Annotated in this window: 2 protein-coding genes; both read right to left on the reverse strand. The window is 39.7% G+C overall.

Translation table 11 applies throughout. The features are described 5' to 3' along the window. Positions 1-16: 16 nt before the first annotated feature. Entirely contained in the window at positions 17-916 is a 900-nt protein-coding gene (locus SE27_RS13100) for a cation diffusion facilitator family transporter (RefSeq protein ID WP_016165559.1), read from the reverse strand. An 85-nt stretch (positions 917-1,001) separates the two neighbouring features. After that, on the reverse strand, positions 1,002-1,680 hold a 679-nt coding region (locus SE27_RS14690), incomplete at its 5' end, for an efflux RND transporter permease subunit (RefSeq protein WP_455550021.1).

Genomic DNA, 1,680 nt, shown 5'->3' on the forward strand with positions numbered 1-1,680 from the left:
TAGAAAGAGCAGCACTTTAATGTTTATGCTGTTCCAATGTATTACATTCCGTACTTTCTATTTGTAACGTAATTTCAGTAATACTATGATTATGTTTTAGAACGTCTAAGGCCTTTTGATAGAGCTGATCTGGATCGCTATTAGGAGCAACTAAATGAGCAGTTAAATGAATGTTTTTTGAAGATATAGCCCAGACTTTCAACTGATGAATCCCTTCAACACCCTCTAGCATCAATAAATCATTTCTTAACGACTCAATATCAATCTCATCAGGAACCCCTTCAAGCAAAATATGGATACTTTGTTTTAATAAAACCCAAGTTCGAGGTAAGACCCAGAAGCCAATTAACACAGCGATTAAGGTATCTACCCACATCCACTGGGTAAAATAAATGACCACTCCTCCGATAATCACGCCTATCGATCCCAGTGCATCACTAAGAACTTCTAAATATGCGCCTTTCACATTTAGACTTCCTTCAGCACTCGCAGAAAGGATTTTCATTGAAATCAAATTTATGACCAAACCAATGACTGCGACAATCATCATTCCAATACTTTGAATTTCAGCAGGATTCGTAAAACGTTGGTAAGCTTCATAGACAATATATATCGCCACCACAAAAAGCATCACTGCATTAAACAGAGCCGCTAAAATTTCGAATCGCTGATAGCCAAAAGTTCTTTTATCATCTGCGGCTTTTTTACCAATTTTGATAGCAGCAAGAGCAATAGCTAATGCGGCTACATCAGTAAACATGTGAGCGGCATCAGACAGTAATGCTAAACTTTGGGTAATAAAAGCAGCGACAACTTCTACTATTAAAAAAGTAGTCGTTAAACCCAAAGCAAACATTAATTTCTTACTATTTCCTTCAGTAACAACCGCATGGCTATGATCATGATGTTCTGACATAAAATTTTCCTTATTCAATCCATGATTAGCAGAGATACTTGAGACAGGCTCAATATCTCTGCTAAAAATTGCTTAATCTAATGGATTAAGAAGCTTTCTTTTCATTCATCCAGCGGTACAGTACGGGCAATAAAACCAATGTAAGCAGGGTAGAGGAGATAATTCCTCCAATAACCACTGTTGCTAAAGGTCTCTGTACTTCTGCCCCAGTTCCGGTTGCCAAAGCCATCGGGACAAACCCAAGGGACGCCACACAAGCTGTCATCAGCACAGGTCTAAGACGCAAAATTGCACCCTGCCACGTTGCATAATAAAGGTCATATTGTTGTCGCAACTCTTTGATAAAGGTAAGCATGACTAAGCCATTCAGTACAGCCACCCCCGATAGTGCAATGAAGCCAACCCCTGCTGACATGGATAATGGAATGTCACGCAACCACAACGCGATTAAGCCTCCACATAAGGCAAACGGTACACCACTAAAGACCAGTAAGCTTTCTTTGATATTATGGAATACAGCCATCAATAAAATAAAGATCGTCAACAATGCGAGCGGAACCACCAATTGCATACGCGCTTTTGCAGACATCAGATTTTGAAATTGACCGCCATAATCTATCCAATAACCGCTTGGTAATTCCTGTTTGGATAACGTGCTCTGAAGCTCTGTTACGAATGAGCCTAAATCACGTCCTTCTACATTTGCAGTAATAACCACTCGACGTTTACCATTTTCACGGCTGACCTGATTAATACCCAGGATA

Origin of the sequence: Acinetobacter harbinensis, assembly GCF_000816495.1 — a bacterium.
GTDB lineage: Bacteria > Pseudomonadota > Gammaproteobacteria > Pseudomonadales > Moraxellaceae > Acinetobacter > Acinetobacter harbinensis.

Bases quoted from the DNA above. Each gene is read 5' to 3' on its own strand.
- SE27_RS13100 (WP_016165559.1), bottom strand. From the start codon at position 916: ATGTCAGAACATCATGATCATAGCCATGCGGTTGTTACTGAAGGAAAT.